The organism is Sedimentitalea nanhaiensis DSM 24252, from assembly GCF_000473225.1.
Lineage (GTDB): Bacteria > Pseudomonadota > Alphaproteobacteria > Rhodobacterales > Rhodobacteraceae > Sedimentitalea > Sedimentitalea nanhaiensis.
Genome location: NZ_AXBG01000027.1, coordinates 26,303 through 45,317, shown reverse-complemented (window position 1 = coordinate 45,317; position 19,015 = coordinate 26,303). Strand labels below are relative to the sequence as shown.

General features: G+C 62.9%; 17 protein-coding genes and 1 pseudogene. 9 read left to right on the top strand and 9 right to left on the bottom strand.

Annotated features, from left to right (window positions below):
- Window positions 1–231: 231 nt before the first annotated feature.
- Entirely contained in the window at window positions 232–414 is a 183-nt protein-coding gene (locus tag NANH_RS27685) for an integrase core domain-containing protein (RefSeq protein WP_074920819.1), read from the bottom strand.
- 637 nt (window positions 415–1,051) lie between these two features.
- On the opposite strand from NANH_RS27685, the gene NANH_RS0100630 reads away from it, so the two are divergent.
- Window positions 1,052–2,473 carry a mannose-1-phosphate guanylyltransferase/mannose-6-phosphate isomerase gene (locus NANH_RS0100630; RefSeq protein ID WP_027260314.1) on the top strand — a complete coding sequence of 474 codons (1,422 nt, stop codon included), beginning with the start codon at window positions 1,052–1,054 and terminating at the stop codon, window positions 2,471–2,473.
- A 92-nt stretch (window positions 2,474–2,565) separates the two neighbouring features.
- Here the strand turns inward: NANH_RS0100630 and NANH_RS27300 are convergent, their stop codons facing one another.
- Window positions 2,566–3,903 carry a DUF2793 domain-containing protein gene (locus NANH_RS27300; protein ID WP_051372171.1) on the bottom strand — a complete coding sequence of 446 codons (1,338 nt, stop codon included), beginning with the start codon at window positions 3,901–3,903 and terminating at the stop codon, window positions 2,566–2,568.
- Between the two features lie 615 nt (window positions 3,904–4,518).
- On the opposite strand from NANH_RS27300, the gene NANH_RS0100615 reads away from it, so the two are divergent.
- Window positions 4,519–5,475, top strand: coding sequence for an IS5 family transposase (locus NANH_RS0100615; RefSeq protein ID WP_036049083.1), 957 nt, complete (start codon window positions 4,519–4,521; stop codon window positions 5,473–5,475).
- A gap of 294 nt (window positions 5,476–5,769) precedes the next feature.
- On the opposite strand, the pseudogene NANH_RS0100610 reads toward NANH_RS0100615, so the two are convergent.
- Window positions 5,770–6,015: pseudogene (locus tag NANH_RS0100610) on the bottom strand (integrase core domain-containing protein); the annotation flags it as partial.
- Window positions 6,016–6,109: 94 nt separating this feature from the next.
- Between NANH_RS0100610 and NANH_RS24985 the strand changes: the two are divergent.
- From NANH_RS24985 to NANH_RS27680, 5 genes are all read left to right on the top strand, one after another.
- Window positions 6,110–6,295, top strand: coding sequence for a hypothetical protein (locus NANH_RS24985; protein WP_139236694.1), 186 nt, complete (start codon window positions 6,110–6,112; stop codon window positions 6,293–6,295).
- Window positions 6,280–6,981, top strand: a complete 702-nt coding sequence (locus NANH_RS24980; RefSeq protein ID WP_051372169.1) for an IS110 family RNA-guided transposase — start codon at window positions 6,280–6,282, stop codon at window positions 6,979–6,981. Before NANH_RS24985 ends, NANH_RS24980 begins: the two co-directional genes overlap by 16 nt.
- A gap of 567 nt (window positions 6,982–7,548) precedes the next feature.
- Window positions 7,549–7,743, top strand: coding sequence for a recombinase family protein (locus NANH_RS29170; RefSeq protein WP_245601340.1), 195 nt, complete (start codon window positions 7,549–7,551; stop codon window positions 7,741–7,743).
- The gene (locus NANH_RS24975; RefSeq protein ID WP_245601339.1) at window positions 7,736–8,176 is read left to right on the top strand and encodes a recombinase family protein; all 441 of its coding nucleotides are present in this window, start codon (window positions 7,736–7,738) and stop codon (window positions 8,174–8,176) included. The genes NANH_RS29170 and NANH_RS24975 overlap by 8 nt, the downstream gene beginning before the upstream one ends.
- Before the next feature lie 236 nt (window positions 8,177–8,412).
- Window positions 8,413–9,373, top strand: a protein-coding gene (locus NANH_RS27680; protein ID WP_211237068.1) for an IS630 family transposase whose coding sequence is annotated in 2 segments (ribosomal slippage) — window positions 8,413–8,757 and window positions 8,759–9,373 — 960 coding nt in all. Because the reading frame shifts where the segments join, the coding sequence is not laid out codon by codon here.
- 366 nt (window positions 9,374–9,739) lie between these two features.
- Here NANH_RS27680 and NANH_RS0100585 read toward each other — a convergent pair.
- The 6 genes from NANH_RS0100585 to NANH_RS24970 form a co-directional block, all read right to left on the bottom strand.
- On the bottom strand, window positions 9,740–9,943 hold the full coding sequence (locus tag NANH_RS0100585; protein ID WP_027260308.1) for a hypothetical protein: 204 nt from the start codon (window positions 9,941–9,943) through the stop codon (window positions 9,740–9,742).
- 214 nt (window positions 9,944–10,157) lie between these two features.
- Window positions 10,158–10,838 (bottom strand): YjbF family lipoprotein, encoded by a 681-nt coding sequence (locus NANH_RS0100580; protein ID WP_027260307.1) that lies wholly within the window; start codon window positions 10,836–10,838, stop codon window positions 10,158–10,160.
- Entirely contained in the window at window positions 10,835–13,084 is a 2,250-nt protein-coding gene (locus tag NANH_RS0100575) for a YjbH domain-containing protein (protein ID WP_245601338.1), read from the bottom strand. The genes NANH_RS0100580 and NANH_RS0100575 overlap by 4 nt, the downstream gene beginning before the upstream one ends.
- A gap of 90 nt (window positions 13,085–13,174) precedes the next feature.
- Complete coding sequence (locus NANH_RS0100570; RefSeq protein ID WP_027260305.1) at window positions 13,175–15,049, bottom strand: polysaccharide biosynthesis protein; 1,875 nt, start codon at window positions 15,047–15,049, stop codon at window positions 13,175–13,177.
- A gap of 301 nt (window positions 15,050–15,350) precedes the next feature.
- Complete coding sequence (locus tag NANH_RS0100565) at window positions 15,351–15,965, bottom strand: sugar transferase (protein WP_027260304.1); 615 nt, start codon at window positions 15,963–15,965, stop codon at window positions 15,351–15,353.
- Entirely contained in the window at window positions 15,962–16,795 is an 834-nt protein-coding gene (locus tag NANH_RS24970; protein ID WP_051372168.1) for an NAD-dependent epimerase/dehydratase family protein, read from the bottom strand. The genes NANH_RS0100565 and NANH_RS24970 overlap by 4 nt, the downstream gene beginning before the upstream one ends.
- A 94-nt stretch (window positions 16,796–16,889) precedes the next feature.
- On the opposite strand from NANH_RS24970, the gene NANH_RS0100555 reads away from it, so the two are divergent.
- Window positions 16,890–18,005 (top strand): polysaccharide biosynthesis/export family protein, encoded by a 1,116-nt coding sequence (locus NANH_RS0100555; RefSeq protein WP_027260303.1) that lies wholly within the window; start codon window positions 16,890–16,892, stop codon window positions 18,003–18,005.
- A 48-nt stretch (window positions 18,006–18,053) separates the two neighbouring features.
- Window positions 18,054–18,998, top strand: coding sequence for an endonuclease/exonuclease/phosphatase family protein (locus tag NANH_RS0100550; RefSeq protein WP_027260302.1), 945 nt, complete (start codon window positions 18,054–18,056; stop codon window positions 18,996–18,998).
- Window positions 18,999–19,015: the final 17 nt, after the last annotated feature.

Sequence of the window (19,015 nt, the reverse complement as noted above, 5' to 3'; positions counted from 1 at the left end):
CTGTGAAAGTAGGTATCACGGATTGTCGGCGCGTACGTTGCTTACGAGGGTTGAGATATCCGGACTGCAAGCAGACAGAAAAGCGGTAAATTTTGAAGTGCCTCCCTGAGGCTGGCCCTCGAAGGCAGCGTGTTTTGGCCAGGGCGCGGGGTTCCTTTCCTTAACTGGTTGGGGTTCAGGTAACCGAGTGTTGAATGCAATCTTGTTATGCCTCATCTGAATCTGCTCAGATCAAGCTGTTATTGCATATGCCTCAGCAGGCGTTTTCATGTCCAGCACCTGATGCGGGCGTTTGTGTTTGTGATTGCAGAAGTTGATCCAGTCACCGATTGCGCGGATCTTGTATTGGATGCTTTCGAAGCGCTGACGATGAACGAATTGCTCCTTCAAGGTGCGGATCACTCGCTCGATCATGCCGTTCTGTTACGGGTAGTGTGGCGCTATGAACTTCTGTTTGAGGGCGTAGCTCCGAACAAGCGCTGAACCGCCTCGGGTTTCCGAGAGGCTTTCTTATTCAAGTCTTAAGCGGCGTTTTTAAGAGTACTAGGGTATTCATGCATCGGGTAGAATGCGTTCCCCGCTTCTTTGGGCGGCGGGTGGCCAATGGCGCCGCGTAGCCGCTCGGTGTTGTACCAGCTTCCCCATTGCAGGGTCTCACATGTGACCTGGCCCATGGATTTCCATGGCCCGAGCGAGTTTATGACTTCGGCCTTAAACTGACCGATGATGCCATCGAAACCACCAGCCAGTTGCAAGTGAAACGGTATTACCTTGATCTATCCAAGTCATGGAGTTTGCAGGCGCAGCCTAAATGCGCCAGCGGCGGGGTGGCAAGGCTTTGGAGGTCAAGAACGCTGGCCGGGCGAGAATGGCGCGGAAAAGTGCGGATTCACGGTGCAAAGCAGCCCGGGTAGGGTCGGCATTTCTATCAGCTGGCAGGGCTGTGGCGCAAAAACCAACACGTCCTGCGGGAAATAGCGGGTTGAAACGAAGACCCAATTCAGAAGATATGCAGGGGCGTTCTGTCCCAGATAACAGGAGTCTGATCCGCATGATTACCCCCGTTCTTCTGTGTGGCGGCTCCGGCACCCGGTTGTGGCCCCTGTCGCGCAAAAGCTATCCCAAGCAGTTTGCCGCGCTGATCGGCGACAGCACCCTGTTTCAGGCCAGTGCCGCGCGTCTGTCGGGGCCGGATTTCGCCGCGCCGATGGTGCTGACCAATTCCGATTTCCGTTTCATCGTCACCGAACAGCTGGCCGAGGTCGGGGTGGACCCGGCGGCGATCCTGATCGAGCCTGCGGGTCGCAACACTGCGCCCGCCGTGCTGGCGGCGGCCTTGTGGCTGCAAAAATCCGACCCGGAGGCGCTGATGCTGGTGGCGCCCTCTGATCATGTGGTGCCGGATGCGGCCGCCTTTCGCGCCGCCGTGCTGGCCGGGGTTCCGGCGGCGCGGGCCGGGCAGCTGGTGACGTTCGGGATCAAGCCGACCCATGCGGAAACCGGTTATGGCTATCTGGAACTGGCCGAGGATCCGGGTGATTTTGCCGCCCGTCCGCTGGCCCTGAACCGCTTTGTCGAGAAACCCGACGCGGCGCGTGCCGCCGAAATGCTGACGGCGGGCAATTATTTGTGGAATGCCGGGATCTTCCTGTTTTCGGTCGCAACCATCATCGCGGCCTTTCGCGCCCATGCGCCCGACCTGGTGGACCCGGTGCAGGCGGCGGTCGATCAGGGCCAGCCCGATCTGGGGTTTTTGCGGCTGGCCCCCGAACCCTGGGCGCAGGTGGATGACATTTCCATCGACTATGCGGTGATGGAGCGGGCCGACAACCTGAGCGTGGTGCCCTATGCCGCCGGCTGGTCCGACCTGGGCGGCTGGGATGCGGTCTGGCGCGAAACCGGCCCGGATGAGCGTGGTGTGGCGACGGCGGGCAATGCCACGGCGCTGGATTGCGACGACACATTGCTGCGCAGCGAGGATGACGCGCTGGAAGTGGTCGGAATCGGGCTGCGCAACATCATCGCCGTGGCAATGCCGGACGCGGTTCTGGTGGCGGATGTGAGCCGCGCACAGGATGTGAAGCTGGCGGTGGCGGCGCTGAAGGCCAAGCAGGCCAAGCAGGCCGAAAGCTTTCCCAAGGATCACCGCCCCTGGGGCTGGTTCGAAAGTCTGGTGATCGGTGAGCGCTTTCAGGTCAAGCGCATCGTGGTGCATCCCGGTGCCGCGCTGAGCCTGCAAAGCCACCACCACCGCTCGGAACACTGGATCGTGGTCGAGGGCACCGCCAGGGTGACGGTGGACGGTGCGGTGAAACTGGTGAGCGAGAACCAGTCGGTCTATATTCCGCTGGGCGCGGTGCACCGGATGGAGAACCCCGGCAAGGTGCCGATGGTGCTGATCGAGGTGCAGACCGGCAGTTATCTGGGCGAGGATGACATCATCCGCTATGAAGATGTCTATGCGCGCAGCTAAAGCGTCTGGACGGAGACGGCCATCGCCGCCTCCGTCGATATAGGGGTATCATCGGGGACCGATACGCACCCTGTCTGCCGAACGGTCCGAGATCAGAACCAGCGCCCCGTGACCAGAATGTCGGCGGTGATGTCCCGATTGGTGATGGCAAACGGCGACACTCCGAACAGGATCGGCGGCAGGGTGTCGGTGCTGCCGGTTCCACCCCATGCGAACATGGTCGCGGAATTGTCGACCCGGACCGAGGCGGTGAAAACCGGGGTGCTGACAAAGGACATGGGCAGTTCGGTCTCCCCGGCCAGCAGGTTCCCCGAGCGGTACAGCGCCCCATACCCGTTGGTCAGATCCCGCCCGGTCTGCCGCACCGTCCGGCTGCAGATCTGGGTGCCATCGGCAAAGCGCGTATAATCTCCGGCGGCATTTGAACCGCGTTCGATCACCGCTCCCGTGGGGCTCCCGCCTGCCTGGCTGACCTCTCCCAGCAGAGTGCCGCTGCCATATTGCGTGGACCAGCCGGTAAAGCTGCCGCCGCTGTAGAAACGCTGCCGGGTCTCGCCCGTCTCCAGCGTCATCTGCTGCGCGAAGACACCGCTGTCATGGCGCTGGATGCAGACCACCCCGTCGCCGGCCCCGGCGGGCCGGTTCAGGGTCGCCGCCGTCAGGCGATAAAAACCGGACGGGCTGTCGGTGGCATCCAGATCGTTCAGGACCGGTGCCGCCTGCGTACCCAGGCCAAAACCGCCCACCACCATCAAGCGTCCCTGGGTGGCGTCCTGGGGTCCGGCCTGGACCGCGGCACCCTGCGCCCTGCAGCTGGCCGCATCAAAGCGCAAGGCTTCGGTCCAGGTGGCACCATCTTCTGACAGCTTGATCGCAAAATCGGTGTTTCCGGCCAGGCCCATCTCGGCATGACCCGTCCAGTCCGACTGAAACAGCACCGAGGCCGTGTCGGCCGCCGCCGCCTTGTTGATCTTGAGCCGATGATCGCTGCCTTCATGGCTGAGAAGCGTCGCCTCCGAGCGGACCGACAGCCGGTTGTTGGTATCCGACACCGTGCCGACGCCCAGCCCGGGCAGGTTGTCGGCGTTGCTGGGGGGGACGATCCATTCGCTGCCGGTCCAGACCCGCAATTGCCGCTCGGTCAGACCCCAGGCGCGCCATCCCTCCTGTGGGGCCAGGAAATGCCAGACCCCGTCCAGCCAGACGGCCAGTTCCCGTGCGCGTCCGGCCCAGGCCGCCACCGGGTTGGCCCCCAGGGCATGGGCCTCGCCCTCGGCCGGATCGGAAGGTGGGGTGGTGGCATCGAAGGCGGTAACACGCAGCTGCACCAGGATGTCCAGCCGCCGCAGCGCCTCGTTGTGGGTCACGTGTTTCTGCGCCTGGCTGGGCATCAGAAAGGGCAGGGCGAGGATCGGGGAAGTGTCCGGCATCCGGATCTCCTGTGCTGGAACGGAACCGGCGCACCCTGCAGCATTCGGGCTTGAAACCGGCCTAACCCGGCGTGCGTGCCGTTTATCTCCCGTTTATACCTACGACGCGCAGGTGCAGGTCGAGCGTCAGGGTTTCGTAGAAATTTTTCGCCAAGTTTTCGAAAAACTTAAATGTTTTTAAAGTCTTGCATTGGATATTTTAAAAAACAAGGAATTTCAGAACATGTACTTGACTGAGCAAGAAGTGCTCTGCATTGCAAATCTTGAGCGCCATAAGACGGGGTATTATGAAAATCTTGGTTATCTGCCGAAAAGTGGTGCTATTGACATCGGGCGGGCACGGTTTCTGCATATGTACACGACCCTTGATGTGTTTCACTTTCGAGTATGCAGATCTCTCGAGGCGAAGCATGGGTTAACCGTGGAAACGTGTATATCGATTGCTGAGCGTGTTTCCGACGAAATCGTTGCTTGGGAGGAGAACAGATACCCAAGAAAATATATATTCTCTTCTCTGGTACAGGTAATATCTTGTAAACTAAGGAACATCTGAAAAACCTGCCGCTTCTGGCGTGATCTGGTAGACTTGAGGCAACCCGCCAAGGAGCCGTTCCGATGCCAAAGCAACCTGTTTTTCCCGGTCTTCGCGATGTGATGAAGAAGAAGGTGACGCGGCGGGAACAGTTTCTGGCGGAGATGGATGAGGTGGTGCCCTGGGGCCGCATGCTGGCGCTGATCGCTCCGCACTACCCGAAAGTCGGCTCCAAGGGCGGTCGCCCGCCGATGCCGCTGGAGATGATGCTGCGGGTCTATTTCCTCCAGAATTGGTATGCCCTGAGCGACCCGATGGCAGAAGAGACGCTGTATGACAGCGATGCGATGCGCCGCTTTGCCGGGATCGAGCTGGGTGACGACCGCATTCCGGATGAGACTACGATCCTCAACTTTCGCCACCTGCTCGAACGGCATGGGCTGACTGAGGCGATTTTCGCGGAGGTGAGCGCGCATCTGGCAGACAAGGGGATCACCCTGCGCTCGGGGACTTTGGTCGATGCGACCATCATCGACGCGCCGTCCTCGACGAAGAACAAGGCGGGTGCACGCGACCCCGAGATGTCGTCCACGAAGAAGGGAAATGACTGGTATTTCGGTATGAAAGCCCACATCGGCGTCGATGCGGACAGCGGCGTTGTTCACAGCCTGGACACCTCGACCGCCAGACTGCACGACAGCCAGGTCTGGGACGACCTGCTGCACGGCGAGGAAACTTCGGTCTGGGCCGACAAGGGCTATGTCAGCGCCGAGCGCGAGGCGGCGTTCACGGGACCGGGCAAGTTCTGGGGCGTCATGCGCAAGGCGCCCAAGGGTGGCAAGCTGCATTCCCTCGACGAACGGATCAACCGGGTGATCGCGATGGTGAGAGCCAAAGTCGAGCATCCGTTCCGGATCGTGAAGCGCCAGTTTGCCCACGTGAAAACCCGCTACCGGGGCCTCGCCAAGAACCGCGCCCAGCTCTTCACGCTGTTCGCACTCGGGAACCTGTTTCTGGTGCGACGGAGGCTGATGGCATGAGGATGAGTCCGCCCAGAATACGCCAAAACGCCGAAATGGCAGCCCTGAAGCCGCTTGACCGGCCGCAAACAACCTGTCTCACGCCTTGCCAGACCATCAAGCCAAAATCTCGGCGCAGCCGAACCGGTTGATCAGACGTTCCCTAAGTGGAGACCAATACCCGGGTTGCGGGCATGTTGAGCTTGCGTTGTTGAATATCGCTCAAACTTGTTTTCAAGAAATATGTCACATTGATCAAAAGATTCTTCAGTTAGACGCCATAGTCCCATCGGAAGGTTTATTCGTAGAACCACGCTAGGTGTTCAGTCCCGGCATTTGGTGGATCGGATTTAAGATGAATCGATCTGGCTCTGAAGTCCATATCTTGCAGATGTATTCGTATGGCGTGAGCCCGCCGAGGGTCTTGAGTCGGCGGGCGAAGTTGTAGGCTGCCATGAAGTCAGCGAGGTGCTTGCGCAACTGGTCGTGGTTTTCGTAGTGGAAGCGTTTGACGGTCGCCTCCTTGATGGTGCGGTTCATTCGTTCGACCTGGCCATTGGTCCTGGTCTGCGGTTGAGACATGACGTAATCGCGGGCGCGCAATTTCGGACGTTTGGTGCATTCTGCGATCCTGCAATTTTCACAGGAGGAAGTCATGACTGCATTTGCTGCTTTGGATGTGTCGAAAGGGAGCACGTCGATTCATATCGTGGATGAGAAGGGAGCACGTCTTTGGCGCGGGAAGGCACCGACCGATCCAGAGGCCCTGGCGATGGCCTTGTCGCCGTATTCAAAAGACCTCACCTTGGTTGGGCTGGAAACCGGATGCTGGGCGACCTAGCTCTGGATGAGTTGACGGATCGGGGATTCCCGATGGTGTGCATGGATGCGCGTCAGGCACACGCAGCCCTTTCCATCAGCATCAACAAAACGGATGCCAACGATGCAAAGGGTCTCGCGCATCTGCTTCGGACAGGTCTCTATCGTGAAGTCCGGGTCAAGAGTTGGGAAGACATGCGCAAGCGGACGCTATTGCGGGTCCGTGCAATCATGCTTCGTTGTGTGCTCGATCTTGCCAATGCGATCCGCGGGGCTCTCCGCACGTTTGGGATTTCCCTTCCTGCAGGTTCTAGGAATGGTGGAGCAAAGATTTTCGAAAGACGGGTGATTGGCCATCTTACCAGACGCGCCGATCTCGAAGTGATCATCGGGCCTTTGCTGAAGGCTTGGCGGGCAGGACGGGCGCAGGTGGCGCGCCACGAGAGCGCCATTCGTCGGATCGTGCGCGAGGACCCACGCTACCAACTGCTGATGACGGTGCCCGGGATCGGTTTTCTGACGGCGGTGGGCTATGTGGGCGCCATTGGGGACCCGGCGACATTCAAGTCCGGGCGCACGGCTGCAGCCTGGATCGGATTGCCCCCAAGACGCTACCAGTCGAACGCGATTAACCAACAAGGCAGGATATCCAGGCAGGGGGACAAGCTGTTGCGATCCTACCTGTATGAGCAGCCGCCCATCTCCTGACCCGCTCGAAGACCGACAGCGCACTCCGTTGTTGGGGCCTGAAACTGCGCGAACGCATCGGGTTCAAGCGGGCGAACGTGGCAGTCGCGCGCAAGCTGGCGGTGATTTTGCATGGGATGTGGCAAAGTGGGCGGCCATTCGAAACAGACGGGGCTGTACCAGCATGACCTGTCGCAAGAAGACGGGGCTTGCGATGTAGGGGCTGCAAAGAAATCCGCTGCCGTCAGGCTGCGGGTGCGTCCACCGGATGCGCGCGGTAATCGGCCAACGTCGAATTGCGCTTGGAGACATAACGGGGCCGTCTCGAACATCATGATGCGGCAGTGTTACGACTGACCGCGAAGACAACCCTGACCCTGGCCACGCACACCGCATTCGACACACGGCAGCATCGCCTTGCTACCGATATCTGAGACTGCGAAAAACACATGTTTGTCGTGACATGCTGCGGGGTCAGGCCGAGGCATGATATCTGTGATCGACGGCCTACGAAAAACCCATATAAATCAATTGCCGAAAACATCAGGCGGAAATAGGTTTATCGCGATCTCTTCGAAGGATACTGCAATGGGACTGATCGGCTACGCACGGATTTCGACCATTGAGGGCGCACAGGTGCTCGACCGCCAGCTTGATGCCCTCAACGCGGCCGGATGCGAGCGGATATTCGAGGATCGTGCCTCCGGCGCGAAAGCCGAGCGCCCCGGTCTTTCGGCCTGTCTGGGTTTTTTTGCGCAAGGACGACGTGCTTGTCGTGCTTGATTTCGACCGGCTCGGGCGGCTTGCGGGTGAGCTGATCACTCTCATCGACCAGCTGGCCACACGGGGAGTCGCATTCCGGGCGCTGAATGCACCGATGGACACGACAACCCCGACAGGGCGCGCTTTCCTGCAGGTTCAGGCTGCTTTTTCTGAAATGGAGCGCAACATCATCCGCCAGAGGGTGAACGAAGGGCTGGTCGCTGCCCGTGCAAGGGGCCGCAAAGGCGGGCGCCCCAGGATCATGACCGCCGACAAGTTGCGTTCCGCAAAGCACCTCATGGCAGATAGCACCAGATCCATTCCGGAAATATGCAAGGAGTTGGGAGAGATCAGGCCCTCAACCCTATACCACTACCTGCATGCAGACGGGTCTGTGAAGTCGGCAGGCCATGATCTGCTTGAAAATGCCGGGAAGGATGAAAGCAGCACTTGACCGATGAGCCGCAATTAGACAACCCACGCATAGCCAAGAATATCTCCGGCACATTTCATGAGCGTCTCCAAATCGACCATTTTATAGTCAGTCTATTTGTGCGCTCTCCAATGGCGGCTTCGCACGCCAAAACCGTCTATTTATCAGACCATCTAAAGCAGTTTGCGTTTGATTTGAATCGAATTGGGATTCACAGGTGCACCTTTGTCTGATTCACTTCTGTTTGGAGGTGGATCATGGGCAAACCTTACTCTTTGGACCTTCGGGAACGGATTTGCGCCTATGTCGCTGCGGGCAACTCGGCGCGTTCAGCTGGGCGGCTGTTCGGCGTGAGCGCGGCCACGGCGGTGCGACTGGCAGCGGAGCATCGTGAACACGGCACGACGGTTCCCAAGCCGCAAGGCCGCCCTGCCGGTCAATTCGGCAAACTCGCCCCGCACCGGGATTTTCTGCTGGAGATCGTGCAGGCCGAACCGGACATCACACTCAAGGAATTGGCCGCCGCCCTGGCCGAGACACATGGCGTGGAGGTGCAGCTCTCTTCGCTGCATCGCGCGCTCGAACGCGCCGGACTGTCATATAAAAAAAGGACTGATCGCGGCGGAACGTGACCGACCGGCGCTGCGCCAGGCCCGCCGTGATTGGATCAAGCGCCGCCAGCCCCGCATGCGCCAGGAGCCGCACAGGCTGGTCTTTATCGACGAGACGGCGGTCAAGACGAACCTCACGCGGCTGCGCGGACGAGCCCCTGTCGGTGAGCGGCTCTATGGCGCGGCACCTTTTGGCAAATGGGGCACGCAGACCTTTATCGCCGGGCTGACGCAGGATGCCCTGATCGCGCCCTGGGTGATCAAGGGCGCGATGAACGGACCTGCTTTCGACACCTATATCGAGACGCAATTGGCCCCGGCGCTTGATCCGGGGACCGTTGTCATCCTCGACAACCTGTCCACCCACAAAAGCCCACGCGCGGCACAAGCCCTGAGAGAGCGCGGCTGCTGGTTCTTGTTCCTGCCCGCATACAGCCCCGATCTCAATCCCATCGAGATGGCCTTCTCGAAACTCAAGGCCCACCTGCGACGCATCGGTGCCAGAACCTTTGACACCTTGTTCCAGGCGCTCGGAGACATCTGCAATCTGTTCGACCCGCAAGAGTGCTGGAACTTCCTCAAAGCTGCCGGATATGCCTCAAATTAAATGCAAAACGCTTTAATATCCGTCGTCCACAAACTTGCAACACCGTTTTGAAGACGCTGACTTATTTCCTCCAGCGCTCGCAACGCGTTGTTCAGGGTGCCTGCTTCTGCCGACGCTCTGATCAAATGTTATTTGATAAACCAGGAAAAACACGACGACGCCACTGAAGCTAGCCACGTGGCTTGCAGAGCAACTTCACGTCGAACGCCAACAGTCCTTAACCTCCTGATGGTTTTCATCTCCAAAATTCAGCAGATCAGAGATCAGGGGATGTCCGCGCCATCAGAACTTGATGGTATGGTATAAGCGCAAAAAACCAGGCCCCCAAAGGCCTGGTACGTAATCCTGTTGTCGGAACCTGTCCGCTTAGCGGGATGTGGTGCTGACGTTGGCATCGTCATCGTCGGCAATGATGACGGCGGCAAATACCACAAACGCGCCAATCGCGATGGCGCTGGCGGTTGTCAGCGACCCACCCAGAGCACCGGGAAGCGACTGTGCGCGGGCCGGTGCCATGGTCGACGTCAGGGCCACGGTGGAGAGAATCAGTGCTGCGGCGAATTTTTTCATGGATCAGAACCCTTACTGGTTGCGTCTTGGATATTTCACTTGGTCGATACGTACCGCAGTTTGCGCAGCGTTTCAATCGTCTAGACCGGTCGGCAGCGTATTGTCGCCCTTTTATTACACCGCGCCAAAGGCGTGCGGAAAGATTGGGCGGTACCGGGACCGGACGCCGCCTGTTTCAACCCAGGGCTGAGACGGGCGATGCGCCATGTCTGCTCTATCTTGTCACCTGACGCAGCCGCAGATAGCCGATATGCGGCCCGGCCCATTGCCGCGATTGCCAGATCGGCCCGTTGCCCGGATCCACCCAATAGTCGTTGACCACCGTGCCACCGCCGCCTTCACAGCGTTCCTGCAGGTGGCGCGTCGGCAGGGTCCAGCCAATGATCTCGATCGTGGCCGCGCCCAGGTCGACAACGTCGCAGGCCAGCGGCAGCGTCAACTGCTTGTTGTCCTTGTCCGCCACATGCAGCACCCGTTGCCCCGAGGCCGGGCCCAGTCCGCCGGCGCCCAGTTGCACCTCGGTGGACAGTACGTCGCCGCCCAGCCCGCGGGTGGCAATCAGCACCCCGCCGCGCAGGGTCACGGTCTCGTCGGTCTCGGTGCGCCAGACGACGATCTCGCCCGCCGATCCGTCGCGCCGTTGCAGGCTGGGATACAGAAAGGCGGTCAGATCCTCGCGTTCGCGGGTGATCTCCAGAAAGGCCCCGTCCAGCGTGTCCAGCACCGCCCGGGTCAGCGGCGGACGCTCGGGCGCCGGCGCGCTCCGGGCCGCGATCGACGCGCGGGCGGCATCGATCACCTGCAATTGCAGCGTTGGCGCATCGGTGCCACCGCTGCAGGCGGCCAGCAGGGCCAGCAGGGCCAGCCCCCGCAACCGAACCAGACAGCCGATCATTCCCACACCCTCGCCCATTGCTCTTTCAGAGCCGCACGATGCGCCGTGCGCACCTGGCCGTACAGCCGTCCGGGAACACTCACCATCTGCCCGCCATCGCGCTGCACCGGGCGGATGGTGGTGCCGAACGCCTGGCGGCTGGGCTTGCCCAGGAACCAGCCGACCGGGATCCGGAACATGATGCCCTTGTCAAACGAACCTTCGCCGAATTCCTCGGCCGAAACGTTGGTCTTGGTGGCAAAGGCCCCCACCACCCAGCCATTGTCGAACCGGCGCTCCAGGCGGACCGTGGCCCCGACATCGCCCGCCAGATAGCGGCCGACCCCGACCTGGCCCATGAAGCCGCCGCCGAATTCGTAATAGGCCGTGGCATGGCCGGTGAACACGTCATACTCCTGAAATCCGAACAGCTGGTCGAAGTCGCGCTTGACCACGTAATTCGCCTCGACCCCCAGCGCCAGCGGGCTGGCAACCGGTTTCCACAGCACTTCGCCCGACACCCCGCCATACATGGTTTCCAGATAGCCGGCGGTGGCGCGGGCATAGAGATTGCGCCCGGGACGCCATTGTTTGGCGACAAACAGATTGTTCAGCGTGGTGTCATATTGCGCATATTCCACCTGATCCGTGCGCACATGGGGCAGCTTTGAATTCGAGGCCGGCCCGCCCTTGACGTTGCCGGCGATGCGCTGGCGGATGTTGCCCGAGATGATCCAGCCCGGCGCGGGCTGATAGCTGCCGCGCAGCGCCACCCCGACATCAAGACGGAACGGCTGATCGGGGTCGAAATAGGACGGGCTGAAATAGGGGGCCAGCGACCAGCTGGCGTCGGGATAGAGATCGCTTGCCGGGATCGCCGTGCCGGTCTGCGCGGGCGCGTCCGTAAAGGCGGTGACCGCCAGCAGCGCGTCGGTGGCGTTGCCGTCGAATTCCAGCGCCTCGAGGTCAGAGCGGCGCACCGTGGTGGCCGACAGCGCCATGCCGCCCGACAGCGGCACCAGCCGGAAAGTCTCGACCGAGGCGGGCATCACCCGGCTCATCGCCCGCGCCGCCCGGCCCACCGCGTTGGCATAGGACATGTATTGCAGGTTGCGGAACCGCAGTTCGGCACTGTCGGCCCCCAGCGTCAAGCTTTCCAGCACCAGCCCGTCGGCCCGCAGTTCCGGGTCCAGCAGGTCGCGCAGCTGCAACTTGACACTTTCGCTCGTGGCCCAGCCGGTATCCCAGACCGCCGGATTGGCGCTGCGCGGCGGGCGCTGCGGCACCGGTTGTGGCGCTTTGGCACGCATCGGGGTGACGGGTGCCTTCGGGTTCAGCTGCACCTGCAGATTCACCCCGACCTCGCTGCCATACATGTAATAGGCCCCCAGACGGGTGCGCTGACTGACCTGATATTCGACGCCAAAGTTGAACGGCGATTTCCTGTCAAAGACCGAGGCGTCCTGGGTCTCGGTGACATAATCGTCGCTGGAATATTCCAGCTTCAGACCCAGCTTTTCATTCGGCCGCCACTCGATCCCGGCAAAGGGGGCATAGGGTCCGCGAAACCACTGATCATAGGCCGGCTCGCCGCCTTCGCTGTTGGGGTCATAGGTCGGGCGGGACCCGCTGGACCCGATGCTGCCATAGGACCCCAACCGCCCCCAGCCGATGCCGGCGGTCAGCTTCAGCTGGCCGTCCCGCCGCGCCCCCCCGCGCGCGCCCCAGGACGGCGTGGCAAAGGTCTTGGTGGCAACGACATATTCTCCGGCATAGATGCCGGTGCCGACAAAATCCTGCAGCCCCAAGGTGATTTCGGGCCGGTACAGCCCCTCTTGCAGCAACCGGAACCGCACGTCGAAACTGCGGTCGTAATAGGTGTTAAAGCCACCCATGTTCCAGTCCTGGATGCTGTTATAGCGAAAGCTGGCCGACATCCACGGGGTGGCCTGAAAGGTCAGGTTGTACCGGGTCTGACCGCCAAAGGTGGAAATGCCGGTGGTGAACTGCCCGTCCGGCAACATCTCGGCACTGGGCATATCGATGATGCCCGGCGAGCCGTAGAAGTTCAGACTGGGCGGCGGCAGCGGCACCACAAGCGGTTCCGCGGCGGCCGCCGGACCATCCTGGGCCGCCCCGGTTCCGCCCAGCAGGACCAGCGCCGCCAGACCAGCGCCGGCCCGTCGGGCCAAGGGGCGGGCCGACACCCGGACCAGCCGTCGGAACAGCACATTTTTATGCACGGGAAAGAACGCGTGAAAGAACACGGGGGATCGCCTTTTGCCTGTTTTGCCTGCCGGGCCTCTGGCCCGCTTAGACCACAAAGCGGGCCATGGGGGCAATGACCTGCCCCACCATCACGAGCTCTTGCGTCCGGGCGCGTTTGGGCTATAGCCCTCGACCCAGCGGGTGATGACCGCGCGGGCGGCCTCGGCATCGCTGGCCACCAGCGCCTGACGCAATCCGCGCAGCACCCCGGCGACCTCGATCTCGCTGAGATACTCCTCGCGGGCGCAGAAAATCTTCTGGTATCGGGTGCCGATCAGCTCAGAGCACAGGGTCAGTTCCTCCTCCAGCTTCTCGCCGGGACGCAGCCCGACAAGCTCGATTTCGATATCGCCCTCGGGATTGTCCGCATCGCGCACCGTGTACCCGGTGCTTTCAATCACCTGACGGGCCAGCTTCATGATCGGCACCGGCGTGCCCATATCCAGCACGAACACCTCGCCGCCACGGGCCTCGGCCCCGGCGGTCAGCACCAGCTGCACCGCCTCGCGAATGGTCATGAAGAACCGTTTGACGTTGATATCGGTCACGGTCACCGGCCCGCCCCGGCTGATCTGGTCCTGAAACAGCGGCACCACCGACCCGCTGGATCCCAGCACATTGCCGAACCGCACCATGGTAAAGATCGTCCTTGAATGGCGCGTCGCCAGATCCTGGACCACCAGTTCCGCCAACCGCTTGGACGCCCCCATCACATTGGCCGGACGCACCGCCTTGTCGCTGGAAATCAGGATGAACCGTTCGACCCCGACCTCGGCGGCTTCGCGCGCCAGGGTCTGGGTGCCAAAGACGTTGTTGGCCAGCCCGGCCAGGGGATTGGCCTCGACCAGCGGCACGTGTTTATAGGCCGCGGCATGCAGCACCACCTGCACCCCGTGCTCCTGCAGCACCTTCCTGACCTGGCGCGGATCGGTGACCGAGCCCAGCACCGGCACCAGGTCGATCCCGGTGCCCTCGGTCAACTGCATCAGCTCCTGATGCACGGTATACAGCGCCAGTTCGCTCAGCTCGTACAGCACCACCCGCACCGGCTGGCAGGTCAGCACCTGGCGGCACAGTTCCGAGCCGATCGACCCTCCGGCGCCGGACACCAGCACCGTGCGTCCGCTATAGCTGTCGCAGGCATCGCCCAGCCCCTGCGCGCGGGCCTCGCGGCCCAGGAAATTCTGTGGCGCCACCGGAGTCAGCTTGTCGATCAGCGCCTCTTCGCCGATCAATTGCGCGAAACTGGGCAGCGCCTGAACCTCCAGCTTCATCTTTTGCAGGCGCCGGGCGATCTGCGCCTGTTTCGGCTGGCTCAGGCTGGGCATCGCCAACAGCACCCGGTCGATCTGGCGTTGGGCCACCAGTTCGGCAATGCGCGCCGGGGGAAACACCGGCAACCCCATCAGCCGCATGCCCTGCAGCGATACGTTGTCATCGACAAAGGCGACGGGATCGATGTCCTCATGCGCGCGCAGCGCCGAGGCCAGCTGGGTGCCGGTGGTGCCGGCGCCATAGATCAGCACCCGGCAGCGCGGCGCGGCGCGGCGGTAAATCGCGGTCACGACCTGATACAGCACCGCCCGGTTGGCGACCACAAACGTGAAATAGCTCAGACCGAAGATCACATGGGTGCCCGGTGGCTGGTTCAGCCCCGCAAAGGCGGCCAGCATCGCCGCCGCTCCGGTCAGCCCCACCGCCAGAACCGCGGTCAGCCGCACCGCATGGCCCTCGAACTCCTTGAGCTGGATATTCGACAGTCCCAGCCAGATCGACAACCCGGCGGCGATGGCCAGCAGATAGGGCAGCACCGGCAAGCTTTGCAACAGGCTCTCGACCGGCGAGGCCGGCAGGGTCTGCACCGCATAGGTGAACAGCAGCGCAACCGGGATCAGCGCAAGATCGAGCGCCAGAAACACCCAGGCCTTCTGCTTGCGCGTCAGTGAGCGGATCAAGTTCAACATTCTGTCACTGTCCCCACGGCCCTGTTGTCCGGTGCGGCCGTCTGCGACCCTATGAACGCGCGCTACGCATCCGACGCCCCGGGCCGTCCCCGACAGACTGGGTTGCATTGGCGCAAATGTACAGCGAAGTGAACCCCTCTTGGCGATGAACCGCTGATTTTTCCGGCGCTGTTGACGGCGGTGCCCGCAAAACCACTGCCCGCACCAAATCGGCAACGTCACATTGGGTTTTTGCTAATGCCACCTGCGTCCAGAAGGCTGCGCGACACCCAGCCCCAGCCTTTGTTTCGGCGGCGCAGCCTCAGCCGCGCCGCCGAAACAGGTTGCCAATGGTCTGGAACACCAGGTCGAAATCGTAACACATGCTCTGGTGGCGCTGATAGATCAGGTCCAGCCGCGCCTTGGCCGGCACGCAGATGCGCCGATAGACCGCGTCGGTCTCCTCGGGGGTGGCGCAGCGCGCCAGCAGCGCGGCCTCGTGCCGGTGATAGGTGATGCTGGCCAGCCCGGTCACGCCGGGGCGCGATTTCAGCACCGCGCGGTACAGCTCGGGGTCGGCCTCGACGTATTGGCGCAGCGGCGGGCGCGGCCCGACAAAGCTCAGATCGCCCTTCAGGATGTTCCACAGCTGCGGAAATTCATCCAGCCGCCGGGCCCGCAGCCAGGCCCCCGTGGGGGTGATCCGGGCCTGCTTGTCGCCACCCGACACGCCGGAATCGCTGTCCACCACCGTCATCGTGCGCAGTTTCCACAGGGCAAAGGGCCGGTCCACGCCTTTCATCCGCTCGGCGACATAGAACAGCGGGCGGCCTTCCTTCCACAGCAGCCACAGCAGCAGCCCGATCAGCACCGGACCCAGGATCACGATCAGCAGGCTGACAAAAAACAGATCGAAAATGCGCTTGCGCCAGGTCATCCGGTCTCCATCGCCTCCAGCGCGCGCCATTGCGCCACCATCTCCGCCGCCGTGCTCTCGGCCGGTGTGAAGGCGGTGAATCGTTGCAGGGTTTCGGTGCACAGGCGCACCTCGGGGATGGCGCTATCGTCTGGCGTGCGCGGCGTCCAGCCCAGATCCGCCGCCGCCAGCAGCGCCCCCATCTCCACCACGCCCGGAACCGCGATGTTCAGCACCCCGGGCAGGTCGGGCACAGCCAGCAGATCGCCCAGCACCCGCGCCAGGGTGGCCGGGCCGACATAGCTGCGCCGGGGCGTGCGCCCGTCGCCAAACCGGTCCAGCCGGAACCCCGGCCGCCAGCCGCCCAGAATCGCATCCACCCCGGCCACATTGCCGATGCGCAACGCGGTGACCGGCACGCCCAGCTCTGCCGCCAGCGCGGCACCCCGGCGCTCCATCGCCACCTTGGCGGCACCATACTCCGACACCGGGACCGGCACGGCGTCTTCGCGCAGCACACCACCTGCCGCGCCGTAAACGGCGGCGGACGAGGCCAGCAACACCCGTGCCCCGGTTTCCGCCCCGGCGCGCACCGCCGCCCGGGCCAGCGGGGCGTTGTCCGCCAGCCGCCCCCGGCCCGGCACCCCCCCCGCCAGACACAGGACCGCATCACAACCGCGCGCCGCCCGCGCCAGCGCCGCCGGATCCCCCAGCGGGTCCAGCACACACCAGCCCGGCCCGCCCTGCGGCGCGCGACTTTGCCACCTGGGCCCATCCTGCGGCCAGCATCTGCGCAGGATCGCGCCGATGCGACCTGTTGCACCCAGAACCAGAACCTTGGGAAACTGCATACGACCCCTGTGCTGTTGACCCGATCCCTTGTAACAGTATCTTGCGGGCCGAAAATCGCCCACCCCAATACCAACCGATACAGGCCCCCTGCCCATGCGCACCCTTCTTCTGCCCCTCGTGCTGACGAGTCTGCTTTTTGGCCTTGGCAATTGCGGCCGCCTGCCCGGCGGGGCCCCGGCGAGCGAGGAGATCCTGAAAGAGGCCGACGAGGCCACCGCCGAATTTGCGCTCTACCCGGTGACCCGCGCCTTTCTGCCCACCGTGGCGCACTGGCCTGCCACCGGCAAACAGGAACGGCTGGGCTGGATTTCCGCCAGCCAGGGCGCGCGCAGCCAGATCATTCAGCCCGGCGACAGCCTGAACATCCGGATCTGGGACAGTTCCGACAACTCGCTGCTGACCACGACCGAACAGAAAGACATCGAACTGGCCGACATGAAGGTCGCGTCCAACGGCGACATCTTCCTGCCCTATGTGGGCAAGGTCAGCGTCATCGGCCTGACCCCGGATCTGGCCCGCGAAGAGGTGCAGACCGCATTCGAATCCATCGTGCCCTCGGCCCAGGTGCAACTGGCAATGAGCGAGGGGCGCAACAATTCGGTCGATCTGGTCAGCGGCGTGCTGCAACCCGGCACCTATCCGATGCCGGATCGCAACTATTCGGTGCTGGGGCTGATTTCGGCCGGCGGCGGCATCAGCTCGAACCTGAACAACCCGCAGATCCGGCTGATGCGCGGCGGGTCGATCTATGGCACCTCGGTGGACCGGCTTCTGAACAATCCGCGTCTGGACACGCTGCTGCGCGGCGGCGACCGGGTGTTCCTGGAAGAGGATGAGCGCTATTTCCTGTCCTTCGGCGCCACCGGCACCGAAGATCTGCATCTCTTTACCAAGGACGATGTGTCGGCGATGGACGCGGTGGCGATCATGGGCGGCTTTCAGGACGCCAAGGCCGACCCCAAGGGGCTGCTGATCCTGCGCGAATACCCCGCCTCGGCCACCCGCGCCGGGGTGCGCGGCCCGCGCCAGTCCCGGGTGGTGTTCACACTGGATCTGACCACCGCGGACGGTCTGTTTTCCGCCCGCCGCTTTCAGATCAACCCCGAGGATCTGGTGATGGCCACCGAATCCCCGATCAACGACGCCCTGACCGTCAGCAACGTCATCGGTAACTTCTTCGGCGTCTTCAGCCGGGCCGGGGCGATTTAAGAAAGGCGGCTCCGGCCCTGAACCGGCCCTGAACCGGAAAGATCTGGCATGTCCCTGAAAGCAAACAGTGCAGGCGCGCTGGCCCTGGCGGCGGCGGCGGGCCTTGCGTTTGGCACCCTGCCCCGGCTCATCCCCACGACAACGCCCTTCGGGGCGATGGCGCGGATGCTGGACAGCCTGGCCCCCTGGTTTCTGGTCCTGACCCTGATCTGTGCGCTGGTGACGATGCTGTTGGGGCTACGCCGCCTGGGCGGGGTGCTGGCGATTGCGGCGCTGGTCTGCGGCGGGCTTCTGGTGCGCGATCATGCCCGTCTCAGCCTGCCCGCGGTACCGGATCGGCCGGTGGATCTGCGGGTGCTGTTCTTCAATGCCCTGGGCGAGAACGCCGCCTGGGGCGACCGCATCGTCAGCGCCATCCTGGAGCAGGATCCCGATGTCGTGACCATCGCCGAGCCCGAGGCGATCTATCCGGCGCTGAAACGGCTGCGGGAACAGTTCGATTTTGTCTCGCCCTGCACGTTTGAAACCTGCAGCCTGCTGGTGGCGACCCGGCGCCAACCGCGGCGCTTCTGGCGCCTGTCCCTGAACCCGGCCTGGGAAAACCGCTATGCTGTGGCCGAACTGGACACCGCATCCGGCAAGCGGTTTTTCCTCGCCGCCAGCCACCTGATGAAACCCTGGCTGGTGGGGCTGTCCGAGGTCGAACTGGCGCGGCTGAAATCGCAATACGACTGGCTGCCCGGCCCGGTGATCGCGGTGGGCGACTTCAACGCCGCGCCCTGGAGCCAGCCGATGCAGGACCTGCTGAACCGCACCGGCATGCGGACCCTGCGCATCCCGGTCCCGACCTGGCCCGCCGCGTTCGGACCGCTGGGGGTGCCGATCGACCATGTGCTGGTGCACGAAGGGGCCCGCGTGGTGAACGCCCGCGCCTTTGGCGCCGGGCTGAACTCGAACCATCGCGGGATTGTCGCCGATATCGCCCTGCCCTGATCCGCAGGGCCGGGGCG

Coding starts and splice junctions, on each gene's coding strand:
- NANH_RS29170 (WP_245601340.1), top strand. CDS start 7,549: ATGGGACTGATCGGCTACGCACGGATTTCGACCATTGAGGGCGCACAG.
- NANH_RS0100570 (WP_027260305.1), bottom strand. CDS start 15,049: ATGTTGAACTTGATCCGCTCACTGACGCGCAAGCAGAAGGCCTGGGTG.
- NANH_RS24970 (WP_051372168.1), bottom strand. CDS start 16,795: ATGCAGTTTCCCAAGGTTCTGGTTCTGGGTGCAACAGGTCGCATCGGC.
- NANH_RS0100580 (WP_027260307.1), bottom strand. CDS start 10,838: ATGATCGGCTGTCTGGTTCGGTTGCGGGGGCTGGCCCTGCTGGCCCTG.
- NANH_RS24985 (WP_139236694.1), top strand. CDS start 6,110: ATGACTGCATTTGCTGCTTTGGATGTGTCGAAAGGGAGCACGTCGATT.
- NANH_RS24980 (WP_051372169.1), top strand. CDS start 6,280: ATGCTGGGCGACCTAGCTCTGGATGAGTTGACGGATCGGGGATTCCCG.
- NANH_RS0100630 (WP_027260314.1), top strand. CDS start 1,052: ATGATTACCCCCGTTCTTCTGTGTGGCGGCTCCGGCACCCGGTTGTGG.
- NANH_RS27300 (WP_051372171.1), bottom strand. CDS start 3,903: ATGCCGGACACTTCCCCGATCCTCGCCCTGCCCTTTCTGATGCCCAGC.
- NANH_RS0100565 (WP_027260304.1), bottom strand. CDS start 15,965: ATGACCTGGCGCAAGCGCATTTTCGATCTGTTTTTTGTCAGCCTGCTG.
- NANH_RS0100585 (WP_027260308.1), bottom strand. CDS start 9,943: ATGAAAAAATTCGCCGCAGCACTGATTCTCTCCACCGTGGCCCTGACG.
- NANH_RS0100615 (WP_036049083.1), top strand. CDS start 4,519: ATGCCAAAGCAACCTGTTTTTCCCGGTCTTCGCGATGTGATGAAGAAG.
- NANH_RS0100555 (WP_027260303.1), top strand. CDS start 16,890: ATGCGCACCCTTCTTCTGCCCCTCGTGCTGACGAGTCTGCTTTTTGGC.
- NANH_RS0100550 (WP_027260302.1), top strand. CDS start 18,054: ATGTCCCTGAAAGCAAACAGTGCAGGCGCGCTGGCCCTGGCGGCGGCG.
- NANH_RS27685 (WP_074920819.1), bottom strand. CDS start 414: ATGATCGAGCGAGTGATCCGCACCTTGAAGGAGCAATTCGTTCATCGT.